The sequence below is a fragment of the Lysobacter zhanggongensis genome (assembly GCF_046638635.1).
GTDB classification, from domain to species: Bacteria; Pseudomonadota; Gammaproteobacteria; order Xanthomonadales; family Xanthomonadaceae; genus Novilysobacter; species Novilysobacter luteus.
The window spans coordinates 37080-50119 of the sequence record NZ_JBJXHK010000001.1; the positions used below are offsets into that span (position 1 = coordinate 37080).

Here is a 13040-nt window from a genome sequence, read left to right on the forward strand (position 1 = left end):
CGGTGTCGACACCGCCGGGCGGGCGGGCCCGTACAATCCCGGCCCATGCGCCTGCTCCTGCAACAACGCCCCGATGGCCCCGAAGCCCCGCGCTTCGTGCAGCTGATGCTGCAGCCCGACCTGCTTGGCGGCTGGACCCTGGTGCGCGAGACCGGCCAGATCGGCGGCCGCAGCCAGGTGCGTCGTGAGCAGTTCCTCGACCACGACAGCGCGCTGCAGGCGCTGGAGCAGGCGCGCGACCAGCAACTCAAGCGCGGATTCCAGTTGATGTTCAGCCAGGGCACCGACGGTCGCCGCTGAGGCGGAACGCTGCATCCTGTCCTTCGGGCCCCGGGCGCAGGCCGCTCCACGCCGCCACGGCTTACCATGCAGGCCCCATGCGCCGCGGCGGGCGCACGCAGACCGAGGACCCGTCATTGACCACCCAGCCCCGTAACGATCGATTCCTGCGTGCCCTGCGCCGCGAGCCCGTGGACTGCACGCCCGTGTGGCTGATGCGCCAGGCCGGACGCTACCTGCCGGAGTACCGCGCGACGCGCAAGGCCGCCGGCAGCTTCCTGGCGATGGCCAAGAACCCGGAACTGGCCTGCGAGGTCACCCTGCAGCCGCTGCGCCGGTTCCCGCTGGACGCGGCGATCCTGTTCTCCGACATCCTCACCGTGCCCGACGCGATGGGGCTGGGGCTGTACTTCGTCGAGGGCGAGGGCCCGAAGTTCGAGCGACCGGTCCGCACCGCCGCCGACATCGCGCGGCTGGGCGTGCCCGACATGGGGAGCGACCTGCGCTACGTGACTGACGCGGTCTCGACCATCCGCCGCGAGCTGGACAACAGCGTGCCGCTGATCGGTTTCTCCGGCAGCCCGTGGACGCTGGCCTGCTACATGGTCGAGGGCGGCGGCAGCAAGGACTTCGCCCGGGTGAAGTCGCTCGCGCTCAACGACCCGGCGGCGATGCACCGCCTGCTGGAGGTCACCACCGATGCGGTGATCGCCTACCTCTCGGCGCAGCGCGCGGCGGGCGCGCAGGCGCTGCAGGTGTTCGATACCTGGGGCGGCGTGCTGTCGCCTGCGATGTACCGCGAGTTCTCGCTGCGCTACCTCAAGCGCATCGCGGCCGAACTCGAACGCGGCGAAGGTACCGATCGCACGCCGCTGATCCTGTTCGGCAAGGGCAACGGCCCGCACGTGGCCGACCTGGCCGCCAGCGGGACCGATGCGGTCGGCGTGGACTGGACCATCGAACTGGGCGAGGCGGCGCGCCGGGCCGGCGGCAAGGTCGCCCTGCAGGGCAACCTCGATCCGGTCACCCTGTACGCCAGCCCGGAGGCGATCCGCACCGAGGTCGGCCGCGCACTCGACAGCTACCGCGACGGCAACGGCGGGTCGCGCGAGGGCCACGTGTTCAACCTCGGCCACGGCATGTCGCCGGACATGGACCCCGCGCACGTAGCGGTGCTGGTCGAGGCCGTGCACGAATTGAGCGCGAGGTGATCCGATGATCGACCTGCACTACTGGCCGACGCCCAACGGGCACAAGGTCAAGCTGATGCTCGAGGAGACCGGCCTGGCCTACCGGGAGTTGCCGGTCGACATCGGCCGCGGCGACCAGTTCGAGCCTGCCTTCCTGGCCATCGCCCCCAACAACCGCATCCCGGCGATCGTCGACCACGCCCCCGCTGGCGGCGGCGACCCGTGGTCGATGTTCGAATCCGGCGCGATCCTGCTGTACCTGGCCGAAAAGACCGGCCGGTATCTCCCGCCCGACCTGCGCGGTCGCGCCGCGGTGTTGCAGTGGCTGTTCTGGCAGATGGGCGGGCTGGGCCCGATGGCCGGGCAGAACGGCCACTTCAACATCTACGCGCCGGAAAAAGTGCCCTACGCGATCGACCGCTACGTCCGCGAAACCGCGCGGCTGTACGGCGTGCTGGACCGGCGCCTGGCCGACCGCGAATACATCGCCGGTGACTATTCCATCGCCGACATGGCCTGCCACCCGTGGATCCGGCCGTACGAATCGCATGGCCAGGACCTGGCCGCGTTCCCGAACCTGCACCGCTGGTTCGATGCCATCAACGAGCGTCCGGCGGCGCAACGCACCTACGTCGAAGGCGACGCGTACAAGCGCGACAGGCCGATGTCGGACGAAGAGCGCCGGGTGCTGTTCGGCAGCGGGCCGACGTCGCGCTGACACCCACGGCCCCGGCGCGTAGCCGGCTCGTGCCGGCCTACGCGTAATCGAGTGCTCCGCGGGCGAGATCCGCGTCGCCGGCCTCGAGCGCGGCGCGCAGCATCGCGCCGGTGACCGGCTTGCGCAGGAAGCTGTCGAAACCGGCCGCCTGCGCCAGCAGCTCCACCTCCGCCTCCGCGCGGGCGGTGACGGCCACCAGTCGCGCGTCGAACCGCTGCCCGCGCAGTTGCCGCGCCAGCGCGAGACCGTCCATGCCGGGCAGGTCCAGGTCCAGCAGCGCGACGTCGAAACCACCCGACGCCACCTCGGCCAGTGCCGCCAGTCCGTGCCCCGCATGCACGACGGTGTGGCCCTGCGCGCGCAACAGGCCGGTGATCACCTCGGCCACCATCGCGTCATCCTCCACCAGCAGCACCTTGTGCGGCACTACCGGGACCGGTCCGTCCGACACCGGGCGGGCGGGCGGTTCCACACGGGGCAGTGGAAGGCGCACCTCGAACCGCGTGCCATTGCCCGGGCTGCTGTCGACCGTGATCGCGCCGTCCATTGCCGCGGCCAGCTCCTGGCATATCGCCAGGCCCAGCCCACTGCCCCCATAACGCGCGGCCGTTCGCGCGCCGTCGGCCTGTTCGAAACGGCGGAACAGCCGCGCCTGCTGCTCGGTGTTGAGTCCGGGGCCGCTGTCGGCGACGCACAGGACCACGTCCGTGTCGCCAGCGCTGCCCACTTCCAGCGCCACCCAGCCCTCGCCGGTGAACTTGATCGCGTTGCCCAGCAGATTGAGCAGGATCTGCCGCACCCTGACCGGGTCGCCGAGGAGATTGCGCGGCGCGTCGTTGGCGATCTCGAGCCGGAACGCGAGGCCCCGCGCCCGCGCCAACGGTTCGATCATGGCCACGACCTCGTCGACCAGCGCGCGCAGGTCGAAGGGTTGCTCGGCCAGGGCGAGCTTGCCCGACTCGATACGGGCGAGGTCCAGTGCATCGTTGACCAGTCGCAGCAGGTGCTGCCCGGCGTCGCGGATGGACTGGGCGTAGTTGCGTTGCACCGGCGCCAGGGAGGTGTCCAGCAGCAGCTCGGTCATGCCCAGCACGCCGGTCATCGGGGTACGGACCTCGTGGCCGAGCGTGGCGAGGAAGCGGGTCTTGGCCAGCGACGCCTGGCGGGAGACCTCGTGCTCGTGCTCGGCGCGCTGCCACGCGTGGCGCTGGCGCAGGCGTGCGCGGTATCGGTCGGCGGCAGCCCACAACAGCAACAGCAGCAGCCCGAAGGCGCCGGCCGCAGCCCAGCCGGTGCGCCACCACGGCGGTTGCACGGTGAAGGCCAGCACCTGCTCGTCGGCCACATTGCCGGACGCATCGATCGCCCGCGCGCGGAGCACGTGCGCACCCGGTGGCAGCCCCGCAAGCACGCGTTCGCCGCTTGCACCGTGCGACACCCAGTCGTCGTCGTAACCATCGAGCCGCGTGTAGTAGCGGTTGGCCTGCGGGTCGTCGAACGAGAGCAGGCGCAGCTGTACGCGCAGCTCCCGGTCGGAGGGGCCGACCTGCAGGGAAGCGCGCGGGTCAAGCGCGACCCAGTCGCCCTGCCGCCGCACCTCCACCCGGTCGACGTGCAGGGGTGATTGCCGCGGCGGCGGATCTGGCACGCACGTGTCGACCATCACCACGCCGCCGTCGGCCAGCGCCGCGGTCAGCACGCCGTCTTCCGACAGCACCAGGCTGCGGTCGACGAACTCCTGGCTCGACAGGCCATCGGGCAACCCGAACCGCCGCGCATGGTCGCTGCCCGGGTCCCAGCGGAACAGCCCGCGGCGGGTCGCCAGCCACACGCGCCCGTCGCGGTCGACCTGCAAGCCGGCGGCTTCGGCGGCGGGAATGCCCTGCGCGGTGCCGGCATGGGCGACGCGGTGCCAGGTGTCACCCGTCGCGCGGTACTGCTCCAGTCCGGACAGCCGCTGCAGCCACAGGCTTCCGTCAGGCGCGAAACCGAGCGCGAACACGCGGTCATCGACGGCGATGCCCGCGGGCGCCTCGAACCGGCCGCTGTCGCCATCCCACCGCCGCACGCCCTGCGCCGTGGCGATCCAGGCCCGGCCGCCGGGATCAAACACCAGCGCTTCCGTATCTCCCATGCCCAGCCCCTGCTCCGGACCCGGCACCACCGTCGCCAGCAGCGCGCCGGTGGCCGGGTTGCGCTGCTGCAGGCCGGCACCGGCGAACGACACCCAGACCGTGCCGTCGGGTGCCTGCGCGATCAGGTCGACCGGCCCGGCGAGGGCGTCATCGGGGCCGTCGCCGGCGGACCAGCTCGCAACGCGGCCACGATGGAGGTCGAGCCGGAAGAGGGTCCGGCGCTGGCCGAGCCACAACGCGCCATCCGCGGCTTCCAGCAGCGACATCGCCTGGGCACCCCCCAGGCGCTCCAGCAATGCGTTGCCCGCCGGCGTCGCCGCGCCATCGCGCCCGAGCCGCTCCAGCTCACCACGCTCGCCGCCCAGCCACACACCGCCGTCGCGCGCCACCGCGACCGCGGGATAGAACCCCGCCGCGAGTCCGTCGCCGGCGCCGCGGAACTGTGCGATCCGCCGCCAGTCCGGCTGAAGGTAACCGAGCCCGACACCGGGCACCGGGAACCACATCGCGCCGTCGGGCTGTACGAGCATCTGGTACATCGGCAGCACCGGGCCCTTGGCGCCGACCGGCACCGGCACCGGCACTTCGCCACCGGCGGTCCGCCACAACTGGCGGTGGCTGGCCAGCCACAGCTCCCCACGTCGCCCCGCCAGCACCCCGAACACCGCATTGGGGTACTCGAACATCGGCGACCACGCCGGTTGCCGCCAACGGTGGTCGCCGGTCAGCTCGAACAGGCCGGTGCTCGCGCCCACCCACAGGCTGTCGCCGACCGGCGTGGCCGAGAACACCGTCGGCGCCGGTGACGCGCCGGGCAGTGGCACCCGCTCGAATCCCTCGCCGGTCCAGCGCGCCAGCCCCGCGGTCGTGCCGATCCAAAGGTCGCCGTGCGCATCGACGTTGAGCGAAAGCACGATGTCGGACGGCAGGCTGCGCGGGTCGCCCTCGCGCGAGACGTGCCGCGTGATGCCGCCATCGGCGTCGAGCCGGTGCAGGCCGCCGCCGAACGTCCCGAACCACAGCGCGCCACCCTGGCTGGCGATCGCCCAGACCTCGTCACTGCCCATCGCCGGGTGGGTCGCGCTGCGGTAGTGGCGGAACCCGTCGCCGGCGGCGGGATCGAGCACGCTCAGCCCGCGGCCTTCCGGCGCGACCCAGACGCGGCCGTCGGGCGCGACGTGGAGCACCGTGAGGTAGTTGCCAGGCAGCGATTCCGGGTCGTCGGGCACGTGGCGCCAGACCCGCATGCCGATGCCGTCGTAACGTGCCAGCCCGTCGGTGGTGGCCAGCCACAGGTAGCCGCCGGGGTCGCGCGCGAGGCTGTTGATGTTGCTCGACGGCAGCCCGTCGGCAACGTCGACATGGCGCAAGGTAGGCATCTCGGGGATCGACGGCTGCACGCTCGAGGCAGCCGGAGGCGTGGCACCCGCGGCCGACGCCGCCGCCACGCCCAGAATCAGTCCTGCGGCCAGCGCCGCCTTACGGTTCGCAATGCGCATCGTCCCCTCCATGGTTACGCGCGGCGGCCAGGCCGCCTCCCCTGGCGACAGCCTCGGCGATCGGGCGGCGCGCGGCAAGTCATGGCTGAAACGGTCCGTACCACCGCCCTGTGGGCGCGGCCCGACAGCAGCGCCTAGAATCCCGGGCATGCCGTCTTCCGCCCTCCATGCCGCTGCAACCGTGTGCCTGCGTCGCCTTGCGGTGGCGGTGCTCGCCTGCGTCGCGGGCTTCGGCGGAACCGCCCAGGCCGCCGAACCGGACGCGTGGAAGCTCGACCCGGTCCACACGCGGGTGGTGTTCGCGGTTTCGCATGCCGGCTTCTCCAGCGCCATCGGCACCGTCTCGGGCAGCGAGGGCGGCCTGCTCTACACGCCCGGCGAGTGGGACGGAGCCCGGCTGGTGGTCGAACTACCGATCACGCGGCTCGACCTCGGCGACGCCGGCTGGAACCGGGCGGCGCTCGCGCCCAACCTGCTCGATGGCGACACCCACCCCACCGCGCGCTTCGTCTCCAACACCGTCACCGCGCTCGACCCGCGCCGGGCGGAAGTGTGCGGGGACCTCACCCTGCGCGGTGTCACCCGCCCGCTGTGCATGCAGGTCACCGCCAACGCGGTCGAGCGCCACCCGATGCCGCCGTTCCGGCAGACCGCCGGTTTTTCCGCGACCGCCACGCTCAGTCGCAGCGCGCATGGCCTCGATGCGTGGCCGTCGATGATCGGCGACACGGTTGAGCTGCGCATCGAAGCCGAAGCCACCCGCGCCAGCCGCTCGTTCGCCGAACGCCTGTTCAGCGAAGCGCAGGCAGGACCGACCAACCACGACACCACCGCGCCAGGGGAACAACCATGAGCTGGAAGAATCCACCCGACCACTGGGGCGGCGTCAGCCAGTTGCTGCACTGGGTGATCGTCGTGCTGCTGGTGGTGCTGTCGGTGGTCGGCCTGTCGTTGGACAGCCTGCCGCGGTCGCCGAAGTACTTCTGGGTGTACGACATGCACAAGTCGACCGGGCTGACCGTGCTGGCGCTGGTGGTGCTGCGGCTGGGCTGGCGGTTCTACGCCGGCGCGCCGCGGCCGCTGCCGGGCACGCCGACGTGGCAGGCGCGGGTGGCGTCGGTGACCCACTGGCTGTTGTACGCGCTGATCCTGGCGATGCCGCTGTCGGGCTGGCTGTACGACTCCGCCAGCGGGCTGCGGCCGCTGCGCTGGTACGGCCTGGCCGAGGTGCCGAAACTCAGCCCGCCGGACGAGGCGCTCAGCGACTTCGGCCAGACCGCACATGAATGGCTGTTCTGGGTGTTGCTGCTGGTGGTCATCGGCCATGCCGCCGCGGCGTTCTACCACCATGTCTTCCAGCGCGACGACACCCTGCGGCGGATGCTGCCGCGGCGCCGTCGCCCCACCGATCCCGGAGTTTCCTGATGTCGCGTCCCGCCGTTGCCCGCCTTTCCGTGCCCGTGTCCGCCGCCGCCCTGCTGCTGGCCGTCGCACCGGCATCTGCTGCCGATTACGTGCAGGCCCCCGGTTCCACGCTGGCGTTCGCGACGCAGTACGACGGTGAGGTGTTCAGCGGCCACTTCGGCCAGTTCACCACCACGCTCAGTTTTGATCCGGCCGATCCCGCGGCGGCCCGGCTCGACGTCGTGATCCCGCTTGCCAGCGCGACCACCGCCAACGCCGACCGCGACTCGACCCTGAAGGGACCGGACTTCTTTGCGGTGTCGAAGTTCCCGCAGGCGCGCTATACCGCCAGTGGATTCCGCGACCTGGGCGATGGCCGCTACGCCGCGGACGGCGAGTTGAGCCTGCGCGGCGTCGTCCATCCGGTCACGCTGACATTCACGTTCACCGATGGCGCGACCGCGGTGCTTGACGGGAAGGCGACGGTGCAGCGGCTCGACTTCAATGTCGGCGGTGGCGACTGGGCCGACCTGTCGCTGTTGCCCAACCCGGTTGCGATCAGCACGAAGGTACGGTTGCAGCCGGTCGACTGATCCTCACCGCGTCGGAGGCCGCGGCACGTCCGGTTCGTCCGGCGCGTCCACGAGGAAACGACGCACGCCCGCCACGTCGAACGGCCAGTCGAGCTCGCGACCGGCGGCCGGGGCGCGCAACACCGGCACGCGCGCGCCGTAGCGATCCTCCAGCGACGCGTCCCCGTCGATGAACACGCTCTCGAATTCGGGCGAGTGCGCCGCGGCCAGTACCTCCAGCGCGAGGTCGCACAGGTGGCAGTCATCACGCTGGAACAGGACCAGCACGGGTGCATCGGTGGCGGCGTCGGGCATGGAGAAACGGCTGGCAAAGCCTTAAGCGGCGAGCGCGGGGCCGTAGAATACCCGCCCATGGCCGCGTCCCCCGACCGGCCCCGTGGCCGACACCGTCGGCGGGAGCATCGGCGCAGTGGCTGTCAGCACGTTCGACCTGTTCAAGATCGGCATCGGGCCGAGCTCATCGCACACCGTGGGCCCCATGCGGGCGGCCGCGCGGTTCATCGAGCGCTGGCTGATCGAGGGCGGCGCGGGTGACGGCAGCGACCTCGCGCGGACCGCGCGGGTGCGCGCCGAGGTGTTCGGTTCGCTCGCCCTGACCGGCCGCGGCCACGGTACCGACAAGGCGGTGCTGATGGGGCTGGAGGGCCACTGGCCCAACCTGATCGACCCGGACGTGATCCCGTCGGCGCTCGAGCGCATCCGCGCGAGCAAGCGGATCCGGTTGTTCGGCCGCCACGAGATCGGCTTCGACGAGAAGCACGACCTCATCATGAACAAGCGCCAGAAGCTGCCGTTCCACACCAACGGCATGCGCTTCACCGCCTACGACACGCATGGCGAAGTGATTGCGACGCGCGACTACTACTCGGTCGGTGGCGGCTTCGTGGTCAACCAGGACGAGGCGGCCGAGGACCGGATCGTGGCCGACACGACCGACGTGCCCTACCCGTTCAACTCGGGCGACGAGCTGCTGGCGCAGGTGGCGGCCCACGGCATCACGATCGCCGAACTCATGTATGCCAATGAGCAGGTCTGGCGTACGCGCGCAGAGATCGACGCCGGGCTCGACGAGATCTGGGCGGCGATGCGCTCGTGCGTGGACCGCGGCATCCGTTCGTCCGGCACGCTGCCGGGCGGACTGCACGTCACCCGGCGCGCGCCACTGCTGCACGCCGAGCTGGTCGCGCGGCCGGAAGCCGCGACCGAGGACCCCTTGACGATGCTGGACTGGGTGAACCTGTTCGCATTGGCGGTCAACGAGGAGAACGCCGCAGGCGGCCGCGTGGTGACGGCGCCGACCAACGGCGCGGCCGGCATTATCCCCTCGGTGCTGCACTACTACGACCACTTCATCCCCGGCGCTAACCTGCAGGGCGTGCGCGACTTCCTGCTGACCGCGGCCGCGGTGGGCATCCTCTACAAGGAGAACGCCAGCATCTCGGGCGCGGAAGTCGGCTGCCAGGGCGAGGTCGGCGTGGCCTGCTCGATGGCCGCCGCGGGGTTGACCGCGGCGCTCGGCGGCAGCCCGAGCCGGATTGAGAACGCCGCCGAGATCGGCATGGAGCACAACCTCGGGCTGACCTGCGACCCGATCGGCGGCCTGGTGCAGATTCCCTGCATCGAGCGCAACGCGATGGGCTCGGTCAAGGCCATCAATGCCAGCCGCATGGCGATGCGCGGCGACGGCAAGCACAAGGTCTCGCTGGACAAGGTCATCAAGACGATGCGCGACACCGGCAACGACATGAAGGACAAGTACAAGGAAACCAGCCGCGGAGGCCTCGCGGTCAACGTCATCGAGTGCTGATCGCCCCGGACTGTGCGGCGATGCGCAACGCATCGTCCAGTAGCGCCGCCGCGGTGACGCCGGCCCCGGCACCGGGGCCCTGGATCACCAGCGGCTGCGTGCCGTAGCGGTCGGACCAGATCGCTAGCCGGTTGTCGGTACCGGTTCCGCCGCACAAAGGGTGGTCGTCGGCCAGCGACTCCAGCCCGACGCGCGCACGGCCGTCCTGAAGCCGGGCGATGAAACGCAGCTTCTCGCCACGGCGATACGCCTCGGCGAAGCGCTCGCGCAGCGGCCGGTCGAGCGCTTCGAGCCGGGTGTCGAGTTCGTCTGCCTCTACCTGTGCCAGGTCCGGCGGCACCAGCGATCCGACCTCGACCGCGTCGGCCTCCAGCTCCACGCCGGCGGCGCGGGCCAGGATCAGCAACTTGCGTCGTACGTCCTCGCCCGACAGGTCCTCGCGGGGGTCGGGTTCGGTGTAGCCCGCGTCGCGGGCGTCACGCACGAAGCCCGAGAACGGCCGCTTGCCGTCGTAATGGTTGAACAGCCACGCCAGCGATCCGGAGAGCACGCCGGCAACCGCGTGGATGCGGTCGCCACCGGCCCGCAGGTCGCGGATCGAACGCAGCAGGGGCAGCCCGGCGCCGACGGTGGCGCTGTCGCCGTAGTGGCTGCCGGCGGACTGGCTGGCGGCATTGATGGCGCGCCAGCGTTGCAGCGACGTGCCCTGCCCGAGCTTGCAGGCCGTCACCACATGGATGCCACGCGATAACCAGCCTGCGTGCTGCGCGGCAACCGCGTCGCTGGCCGTGGCGTCGAGCACGATGCGCGGGGCCGGGCCGCACAGCGCGTCGTCGATCCGGGCGAGCGCGGGCGGTTCACCACCGCGTACGGGCCTCGTCGCCAGGCCGGTCATCGTGCGTGGACACAGGCCGTCTGCCGAACGCGCCGCGAAGCGCGAGTTGCCCGCATAGCAAAGCGACAGGCCCGCGCCATGCCCTTCGTCCTGCAGCGCGGCCAGCCGGTGCAGCACGGCGGTGCCGACCGTGCCGGTGCCAAGCAGTGCGAGTCGCACCTCCGGGGTGCGCCGGGTTGAACGCGGCGCGCGCACTGCCGCGATATGCACGCTCATCGGCTGCTCCGTTTCGGCTGCCCCTGCAGCGCGACAACCCGGTCCAGCGCCGCGGCGATATCGGCCCGCAGGTCGTCGGCGTGTTCGATCCCGACCGAGAAACGCAACAGCCCGTCGCCGATGCCGGCGGCCACGCGCGCTTCGGGGGGCATTGCCGCGTGGGTCATGGTCGCCGGGTGCGCGACCAGGCTTTCCACCCCGCCGAGCGACTCGGCCAGGGTGAAGCAGCGCAGCCCGTCGAGGAAGGCCCGGACACCGGCCTCGCCGCCTTCGATTTCCACGCTGAGCATCGCGCCGAATCCGCTTTGCTGACGGGCGGCGATCAGATGACCCGGATGTGCGACGCGGCCCGGCCAATGCAGTGCGCGCACGGCTGCGTGGCCGTCCAGCAACTCGACCAGCGCCGCGGTGTTCTCCTGGTGGACGCGCAGGCGGGCATCGAGCGTGCGCAGTCCGCGCAGCGTCATGAAGCTGTCGAACGGGGAGCCGGTGATGCCCAGGCAGTTGGCCCACCACGACAGGCGCTCGTGCAGGCCCATGTTGGCCGACACCACCGCGCCGCCGACCACGTCGCTGTGGCCGTTGATGTACTTGGTGGTCGAGTGCACCACGACATCGGCGCCGAACGCGAGCGGCTGCTGCAGCGCCGGCGACAGGAAGGTGTTGTCGACCACCGCCAGCGCGCCGGCGGCATGCGCGGCCTCGATAACGAAACGCAGGTCGGTGATGCGCAGCAGCGGGTTGGACGGCGTCTCGATCCACACCACGGCCGGCCGCTCGGCCAGTGCCCCGGCCAGTGCACGCGGGTCGGTCAGGTCGACCGTGACCAGTTCGAACGCCGCCTTGTCGGCGAGTGCATTGAACAGCCGCCAGCTGCCGCCGTATCCGTCGTGCGGTACGACCAGGCGGTCGCCGGGCTTGAGCAGCGCGTGCAGCACCAGCGCGATCGCCGCCATGCCGCTGGCGGTTACCACGCCACCCGCACCGCCCTCCAGCTCGGCCAGCGCATCGCCCAATAGGTCGCGCGTCGGGTTGCCACTCCGGCTGTAGTCGTAGCTGCGCTTCTCGCCGAAGCCGGCGAAGCTGAAGTTGCTCGACAGCACCAGCGGCGGGGTCACCGCACCGAACGCGGTGTCATGGTCGATCCCGGCGCGCACCGCGGTGGTACACCCGCGGCCGGCGCTTGCGGGGACCTGGAGCGGGTCGACGCTCATGCCGCCACCTCCTGGCCGGCCAGCGCCTCGGAGAGGATGGCGGAGATCGCCGGCCCCTCCTTCAGGAAGGCATCGTGGCCATACAGCGACTGCAGGATATGCAGGCGGGTGTCGCCGCGCAGGCGCTCGGCCAGCTCGACCGCATCGGACACCGGAACCAGCCGGTCGTCGGCGACCGCCACCACCGTCACCGGGACCCGGATCGATTCGGGGTTGAGCGCCTGCAGGTCGATCGACTCCGACAGGCGTACGAACGCGGTCGGCGCGAAGCGGTTGGCGAACGTCGCGCCGCAATGGTCGAGGTAGTCCTCGGCCCCCACACGTACCCGGTCGCCGACCACCGTGGCGGCCTCGAAGCGCCGGTCGAATTCCGCCGGCGTGCGGTAGCTGAGGATTGCCAGCTGGCGCGCAAGCGCAAGGCCGTGACTGTCGTCGCACTGCAATGCGCCCAGCGCGACCGCGCGTCGCTGCAGCGCGCGCCACGCACTCGCGTGCGGGTGGGAGCGGTGGCAGCCGCTGATGGCGACCAGTCGCGCAAGCCGATCGGAATGGGCGGCGGCGAACTGCAATCCCACCATTGCGCCGTAGGAGCAACCGATGAACGCCTGCAGGCGCTCGACCCGCAGTGCGTCCAGCAGGGCCGCGATGGCGTCGGCCTGGTCGGCCGGGTCCAGCGGCACGTCTAGGCATCCGTCCGCACCCAGCCAGTCGAACGCGAGCACGCTGTGCCGGCGCGGGTCCAGCGCCTTGCCGTCGCCGCATTGCGCGTCCCACCAGCCGCGGCCGGGCAGCGCGGCGCTGGCGGCGACGTGGCGGTCGGCCGAAATGCCGCCAGCGACGAAAACCGTCGGCAGCGTCGCATCGCCGAACCGCTCGTAGCGGAGCGTCAGCGCACGGCGACCGGCATGGCGCAGGTCGAGGACAACGTCGATCTCACCGCGGGCGACCGGGGGGGTGCCGACGCGGGTCGCGCACGCGGCGTCCAGTGCGTTACCGACGACCCGGGCGGCAGCCGGGCCGGAGCGGGGCGGGGACGGAACGGAAAGGATCTGCAGGCTCATGGTGGCTTCCTTTGAGGGACGGAGCCATC

12 protein-coding genes are annotated in these 13040 nt (G+C 71.4%); 7 read left to right on the forward strand and 5 right to left on the reverse strand.

Translation table 11 applies throughout. The features are described from left to right. The first annotated feature begins 45 nt into the window (after positions 1 to 45). The 3 genes from ACKVMH_RS00215 to ACKVMH_RS00225 all read left to right on the forward strand — a co-directional run bounded on the left by ACKVMH_RS00215 (position 46) and on the right by ACKVMH_RS00225 (position 2187). Positions 46 to 300 (forward strand): WGR domain-containing protein, encoded by a 255-nt coding sequence (locus ACKVMH_RS00215; protein ID WP_215219733.1) that lies wholly within the window; start codon positions 46 to 48, stop codon positions 298 to 300. A gap of 77 nt (positions 301 to 377) precedes the next feature. Continuing rightward, positions 378 to 1490, forward strand: a complete 1113-nt coding sequence (gene hemE, locus ACKVMH_RS00220; RefSeq protein ID WP_215219732.1) for a uroporphyrinogen decarboxylase — start codon at positions 378 to 380, stop codon at positions 1488 to 1490. A gap of 4 nt (positions 1491 to 1494) precedes the next feature. Beyond that, the gene (locus ACKVMH_RS00225) at positions 1495 to 2187 is read left to right on the forward strand and encodes a glutathione S-transferase N-terminal domain-containing protein (RefSeq protein ID WP_412698793.1); all 693 of its coding nucleotides are present in this window, start codon (positions 1495 to 1497) and stop codon (positions 2185 to 2187) included. A 37-nt stretch (positions 2188 to 2224) separates the two neighbouring features. Here the strand turns inward: ACKVMH_RS00225 and ACKVMH_RS00230 are convergent, their stop codons facing one another. Beyond that, complete coding sequence (locus ACKVMH_RS00230; protein ID WP_412698794.1) at positions 2225 to 5821, reverse strand: sensor histidine kinase; 3597 nt, start codon at positions 5819 to 5821, stop codon at positions 2225 to 2227. Between the two features lie 148 nt (positions 5822 to 5969). Between ACKVMH_RS00230 and ACKVMH_RS00235 the strand changes: the two genes are divergently transcribed. The 3 genes from ACKVMH_RS00235 to ACKVMH_RS00245 are packed head-to-tail and all read left to right on the forward strand — an operon-like array spanning position 5970 to position 7818. After that, the gene (locus ACKVMH_RS00235; protein WP_412698795.1) at positions 5970 to 6674 is read left to right on the forward strand and encodes a YceI family protein; all 705 of its coding nucleotides are present in this window, start codon (positions 5970 to 5972) and stop codon (positions 6672 to 6674) included. Continuing rightward, positions 6671 to 7246, forward strand: coding sequence for a cytochrome b (locus ACKVMH_RS00240; RefSeq protein WP_412698796.1), 576 nt, complete (start codon positions 6671 to 6673; stop codon positions 7244 to 7246). The genes ACKVMH_RS00235 and ACKVMH_RS00240 overlap by 4 nt, the downstream gene beginning before the upstream one ends. Next, the gene (locus ACKVMH_RS00245) at positions 7246 to 7818 is read left to right on the forward strand and encodes a YceI family protein (RefSeq protein ID WP_412698797.1); all 573 of its coding nucleotides are present in this window, start codon (positions 7246 to 7248) and stop codon (positions 7816 to 7818) included. The genes ACKVMH_RS00240 and ACKVMH_RS00245 overlap by 1 nt, the downstream gene beginning before the upstream one ends. Positions 7819 to 7821: 3 nt before the next feature. Here ACKVMH_RS00245 and ACKVMH_RS00250 read toward each other — a convergent pair whose 3' ends face one another. Continuing rightward, positions 7822 to 8112 (reverse strand): glutaredoxin family protein, encoded by a 291-nt coding sequence (locus ACKVMH_RS00250; RefSeq protein WP_412698798.1) that lies wholly within the window; start codon positions 8110 to 8112, stop codon positions 7822 to 7824. A 115-nt stretch (positions 8113 to 8227) separates the two neighbouring features. Between ACKVMH_RS00250 and ACKVMH_RS00255 the strand changes: the two genes are divergently transcribed. Next, positions 8228 to 9625 (forward strand): L-serine ammonia-lyase, encoded by a 1398-nt coding sequence (locus tag ACKVMH_RS00255; RefSeq protein WP_215220275.1) that lies wholly within the window; start codon positions 8228 to 8230, stop codon positions 9623 to 9625. On the opposite strand, the gene ACKVMH_RS00260 is transcribed toward ACKVMH_RS00255, so the two are convergent. Genes ACKVMH_RS00260 through metX form a run of 3 tightly spaced genes read right to left on the reverse strand, consistent with a single transcriptional unit; the run spans position 9612 to position 13011 of the window. After that, a complete protein-coding gene (locus ACKVMH_RS00260) occupies positions 9612 to 10736 on the reverse strand; it encodes a homoserine dehydrogenase family protein (protein ID WP_412698799.1) in 1125 nt (374 codons plus the stop codon). The genes ACKVMH_RS00255 and ACKVMH_RS00260 overlap by 14 nt on opposite strands. Continuing rightward, positions 10733 to 11950: a cystathionine gamma-synthase gene (gene metB / locus ACKVMH_RS00265; RefSeq protein WP_412698800.1), complete on the reverse strand. Its 1218-nt coding sequence runs from the start codon at positions 11948 to 11950 to the stop codon at positions 10733 to 10735. Before metB ends, ACKVMH_RS00260 begins: the two co-directional genes overlap by 4 nt. Beyond that, complete coding sequence (metX, locus tag ACKVMH_RS00270) at positions 11947 to 13011, reverse strand: homoserine O-succinyltransferase MetX (protein WP_412698801.1); 1065 nt, start codon at positions 13009 to 13011, stop codon at positions 11947 to 11949. The genes metB and metX overlap by 4 nt, the downstream gene beginning before the upstream one ends. Positions 13012 to 13040 lie beyond the last annotated feature (29 nt).